Source organism: Candidatus Viridilinea mediisalina, assembly GCF_002532535.1.
GTDB lineage: Bacteria > Chloroflexota > Chloroflexia > Chloroflexales > Chloroflexaceae > Viridilinea > Viridilinea mediisalina.
In genome coordinates this window covers 1-5,658 of the sequence record NZ_NQWI01000191.1, presented here as the reverse complement: position 1 = coordinate 5,658, position 5,658 = coordinate 1, and the positions used below count along the sequence as shown (strand labels likewise).

The 5,658-nt window shown below is 57.8% G+C and carries 4 protein-coding genes; all 4 read right to left on the bottom strand.

The window, feature by feature from the left end; translation table 11 throughout:
• Positions 1-86: 86 nt before the first annotated feature.
• Positions 87-1,955, bottom strand: coding sequence for a polysaccharide biosynthesis protein (locus CJ255_RS20880; RefSeq protein ID WP_245863639.1), 1,869 nt, complete (start codon positions 1,953-1,955; stop codon positions 87-89).
• 410 nt (positions 1,956-2,365) lie between these two features.
• Positions 2,366-3,538, bottom strand: coding sequence for a DegT/DnrJ/EryC1/StrS family aminotransferase (locus CJ255_RS20875; protein ID WP_097646012.1), 1,173 nt, complete (start codon positions 3,536-3,538; stop codon positions 2,366-2,368).
• Between the two features lie 205 nt (positions 3,539-3,743).
• Complete coding sequence (locus CJ255_RS20870) at positions 3,744-4,652, bottom strand: DUF4351 domain-containing protein (protein ID WP_124682040.1); 909 nt, start codon at positions 4,650-4,652, stop codon at positions 3,744-3,746.
• 271 nt (positions 4,653-4,923) lie between these two features.
• Positions 4,924-5,658 (bottom strand): acetyltransferase (locus CJ255_RS20865; RefSeq protein ID WP_097646010.1); only part of this gene is annotated, 735 nt, incomplete at its 5' end.

Here is a 5,658-nt window from a genome sequence, read left to right as displayed (position 1 = left end):
GCAATCGGCAATCGGCAATCGGCAATCGGCAATCGGCAATCGGCAATCGGCAATCGGCAATCGGCAATCGGCAATCGCAAATGCTATTATACCCCACCCGCCAGCAGCTTAGGCGCCTGATACTCTGGCACAAGGCGCGGCAACAACTCCAAGAGCGCCGCTTCGTCGTGTTCCTCTACGCAGCGCTCAATCGCGGCGATGATCCAGGGGAGATCATCCTGCGCGAACATGGCATGCTCTGCTCTAAAGATTTTATCATGGCTGGTACGCCGATAGTACTCACCGTTGGCAAAGAGTTCCTCGAAGAGCTTTTCGCCGGGGCGCAAACCGGTAAAGACAATGTCAATGTCGCGCCCCTCCTCCAGACCAGAGAGGCGGATCATGTCACGCGCTAAGTCTACCACACGGATCGGTTCGCCCATTTCGAGCATAAAGACCTCCCCTTGGTGGCCGAGGGTGGCCGCTTGCAGCACCAACTGCACCGCTTCGGGGATGGTCATGAAGTAGCGGCGCATGTCGGGATGGGTGACGGTAATGGGGCCGCCGGCGGCAATCTGGCGCTTAAAGCTGAGGACGACGCTGCCGCGACTGCCGAGGACGTTGCCAAAGCGCACGGCGGCGTAGGAGCGTTGGCTGCGTTGCGCCGCTTGCAGCACCAAAAACTCGGCAAGGCGCTTCGTCGCGCCCATGATGCTGGTTGGATTGACCGCCTTGTCCGAGGAGATCATCACAAAGTGTTCCACCCCCACCTCTTCAGCCGCTGCGAGCAGGTTGCGCGTCCCCAAGACGTTGGTGCTGAAGGCTTCAATCGGATTGCACTCCATCAGCGGCACATGCTTATGGGCTGCAGCGTGGAAGACCAATTCGGGCCGATGTTGCGCAAAGATATACTGCATGCGCCGCGCATCGCGGACATCGGCAATCAGTGGTTTCAGTTCTATCCTACGATGGAAGTCCTGCTGCACCTGATTGAGATCCTGGATCAACTCAAAGACACTATTCTCACCGTGGCCCAGCACGAGCAACTGAGCAGGGGCGCAACGCAACAATTGGCGGCAGAGTTCACTCCCAATCGAACCACCGCCGCCCGTCACCAACACACGCTTACCACGCACCAACTGGCGCACCGCCGCAATATCGGTCTGCACCGGCTCACGGCGCAGCAGATCGCTAATCTCCAGCTTGCGCAATTGGCTCACCGTAAACTTGCCATCCAACAACTCGGCAAGGCTCGGCACCGTCAACGTTTGCACCCCCACCTGCTGACACATATGCATAATCGCACGCACCTCTTTACCAGGGGCCGAGGGCATCGCAATAATCACCTGAGCTACGTGATAGCGGGCCACAAGCGCTGGCAGGCTTTCACGCTGACCAAGCACCATGCTGCCATGGATCACCAAGCCATGCTTGAGCGGATCATCATCGAGCAGACCAACCACATGCATGCCAAGCTGCGGATTCTGGCGCAACTCACGCACCACCATCGCCCCGGCGTCGCCGGCACCAAAGACCAGTACATGTGTTCGCGCACCAAGCAACGGGCGCGGTTGTCTTTGCTGCGCCCACACGCGCATAGCCAAACGCGGGCCACTCACTGCCGCCAACGCGAGGGGCAAAAAGATCAGCGGAATCGAACGAGGAATACGCAAAGCAGGCTGCATGAAACTAACCAGATAGACAATCCCGCTAATGATCAGCACCGCCCCACCAACCACTTGCAGTAGTGCCAACAATTCATAAGTTGAGACATAGCGCCAAGCACTCTGATAGAGCCGGGCATAGAAGAGCAACGGAGGAAGAACCAACAGCGCCAGGCCGCTCATCAGCACAAAGCCCCAGACATGCGTCTGAAGATTGAAGGTATCGAGACGCAGCACAAAACTGGCATAGACGGCTAGCGGGATCAAGAGCAGATCCACAGCCAGCAGGTGGCGATTATGTAGTGAGCGCATGATGACCTCCGAAGGGGTGGCGAAGCCACCATTATGTAAGGATACAGCAACGAGAAAATAGAAAATAGATTTGCAGCATCTATGTAAGGATACAGCAACGAGAAAATAGAAAATAGATTTGCGGCATCAGGATGCGCTGAATGTATCCAAACTATAAACGTCAAAAGGGCTATGGTTAGCCCTTTTGCTGACGCCGGTGGTGACAGGTTATAGCAGTGATGAGTGATGAGTGACGAGTGATGAGTGACAAGCAAGGTATACCGTTCTTAAAGGCTGTCTGAAAAGTCTATGAACTGGTGTTGGAGTGCCGGCTTCAGCCGGCTAAAGCCGGCACTCCAGTGCGTACCCATTAGCTTTTCAGACAGCTTCTTAGAAGTCGCCCTGTGTAGGGGCACGGCGCTGCCGTGCCCCTACACGGCCTCCCGCAACGCCGCCACCACCCGCTCCACCTGGGCTGCGCTCATGACACTCGAGAAGGGCAGGGCCAGCGAGGTCGCGCCGAGCGCCTCGGTCACCGGGAAGTCGCCCCATTGGTAGCCGAAGCGCTCACGGTAGAAGGGCTGCAGATGGATCGGCGTGAAGTAGGGGCGGCTAGGGATGCCCAACGCGGCCAAGCGGCCCATGACGACGTCGCGCTGGGCGGGTGGTTGGATGCGCACCACGTAGACAAACCAGCTCATGCGGGTGGTGGTAGAGACAATGGTGGGCCGTTCAACCCCCGCGACGTTGGCGAGGCGCTCGTTGTACCAGGCGGCTACTTGAGCGCGTTTGGCCAGGAGTTCAGCGAGGCGCTCCATCTGGACACACCCCAACGCGGCGCTCAGTTCGTCGAGGCGGTAGTTGTAGCCCAGGCGCGTATGGTTGAGCCACGCATCAAAGATGTCGCGCCCCTGATTACGCAGGCTGTGAAAGAGGTGCCACCAATCCTCGCGCGCCGTGACAATCATGCCCCCCTCGCCCGTCGTGATCTGCTTGTTGGGGTAGAAGGCAAAGACCGCCGCCGCGCCAAAGGTTCCTGCCTGCTGGCCGCGATACTCTGCGCCCAGCGCCTCGCATGCATCCTCAATCACCACGAGATCGTGCGCCTGGGCCACCTGCAACAGCGGCGCCATATCAGCAGGCTGGCCAAAGGCATGCACCGGCAACAACGCCCGCACGCGCCCCGTCACCCCTTCCGCCCGCAACGCAGGCGGCAACCAACGTTGCGCCGCCGCGCCACCCGCCTGCAGATCGGCCACCGCCTGCGCCACCAGATGGGGATCGATATTGCCCGTGAGCGGATCAACATCAACAAAAACGGGCACCGCCCGCTCGTAGAGGATACAATTGGCCGAAGCAATAAACGAAAAGGGCGTCGTAATCACATAATCACCCGCCGCCACCCCCGCCGCAATGACACACATATGCAGCCCACTCGTCCCCGCATTGACCCCCACGCCATAGGGGATGCCGACATAGCGGGCCAGGGCTTGCTCAAACGCCTCCAACTGCGGGCCAATACTCAATGGCGCACCCTGCAAAACGGCATTGACCGCCGCAACTTCGGCAGCCGTAAGGTCGGGGCCAGACATGGGAATGGACATAGATGAGCTTTCTATATAGGCTCAGGTAGCATCCGCCGGCTAAAGCCGGCACTCCAGCGCGTACCCACTAGCTTTTCAGACAGCTTCTTATACCAATTACCATTGAAGAGGCCGCATGCCTAATGACATTCAAGCGCATTGAGACGCCATGTCCGGCTATCAGCTATCAGCTATCGGCTATCGGCTATCGGATTTGGTATTAGTTCTACTCACCCCCCCGCTGCGCCAGCCACTGCTCCAGATCGTCGCGGCCAGTGAAATCGAGCAGCGCCTCGGCGAGATCCAGCATCTGCGTGGCGGGAAGGGCTTGTATCTGTCGGGTCAATGGTTCACTCAACGGCCCACAGCGGCGCACGAGTTGACGCAGGAGCAACTCAAGATGACCCTTTTCGATACCCTTCTCGATACCCTCTTCGACACCTTCTGCCCGTCCCTCTTCCTTCCACTTGCTGATCAAGGGGGATTCGGGGATGCCGTAGCGATCATAGCGAATAATCTGTTCGGCCATTGCTGCAAGCTCCTTATCCGTACACAAGAGGAGGAATTCGGTCAAGAGTTGCTCTTGGCGCTCGCCACTGGTCTGCGTCATAATCTGGTGGATCGCTTGGGTCAGGATGGGCTGCGGATCGCGCAAGCGCGTCTGCCCGATCAGCGCCAGCAGCGCAGGACGGTTCAAGCGTAAGAGAGCCTCACCATCCAGTTGCCAGAGATGGATGACCTGGTAGTGCCAGGCGAGATAGGTCTGGCCCGCGAGGTTGGTGCATTGATGTGCGCCCGTGTCGCGCGCCCCTGCCCCGCCCACATACCATACCACACTGTAGACCGGCATGTTCCGGTAGGTTGTCGTGAGCCGCGTCTGGTAGTCGAGCATGCGTAGCGGCATGGAACGTCTGCTTCCCGGCCCTTGGAATTCGAGGTGGAGAATCACCTCACGGCCAGTGTTCAGAGTGACAAAAAAGACCAGATCGCTATCGAGTTCGTCCGGCGGGGGCGGCAACGTGCCAGGACGGGTAGTGACCCGCAGCACAGGGACACCAAGGAGCCATGCGGCCACATCATCAGCGGCCATCGTCACCAGACGTTTCAGGGGGTGGTTGGTTTCAAAGGGTTTCACCAAATGGGGGTAAACTGCCGCTTTTTGCGGTTCGCAGCCCCGGTTTGGCCCGTTCCAATGCAGTTTACGTGTTGGCACGCACCCATGAGGCGTTTTACCGCATTGGGAAGCCCTTCCCAGAACAGGTGAAACCCTTTGAAGGGTGGTTGGTTTCAGCCATAACGCCCTTCGCACCACGGTAGGGGAGCAAGACCGTTTCGTGCTCCTACTTATATACCGCAGAAAAGGGCCAAAAGGTACGGTTTTTGGCGGGATTTCACTACATTTCTCATCAGCGCGGCAACGGGCGGGCAGGCACCCCCACGACGGTGGTGTGTGGGGCCACGTCGCGGGTGACGCAAGCCCCCGCGCCAATCACGGCGTCGTGGCCAATCACGAGCGGTGTATCTTGTGTTCCATTGATAATCACCGCTCCGGTACCTACGTAGACCCGTTCGCCAAGTTGCACACAGCCTGAAATGTGTACGCCCGGTGCCAACGTCGCATAGTCAGCAAGAATCACGTCATGGCCAATGGTGCAATCAAGGTTGATCTGAACATGGTTGCCCAAGACAATATTGGTGGTCAAGATGGAACCCGCGCAAATCACCGTTCCAGCACCGATCTCAAGCCACTTCGAGCGTTCGACACGGGGATGCATAAGCGTTGCAAATGGCACACCAAGGTCAGCCACTTTAGCCATCAGCGTTTGCCGCACCGCAGGCGCACCAATAGCGGCAATAAGCTGCGCTTGAGGAAATTGTTGCGCTGCCGCCACTAAACCTGTGACTGGAATATCATTGAGTATCTGGCCATGCTTGGCTTCATTATCATCAATGAAGCAGACAACCTCGTAGGTCGTGTTCGCATCACTGCACGCTTCAGCTAACCAAGCAACTTCACGTGCAAAACCGCCCGCACCGTAGATCATAACTTGCTGCTTGGTCATGTTATACCAATTACCATTGAACATTCCGCATTGTTGTGATACACTGAAATTACCCGTTTTCGTGTCGAGATCAAAGAG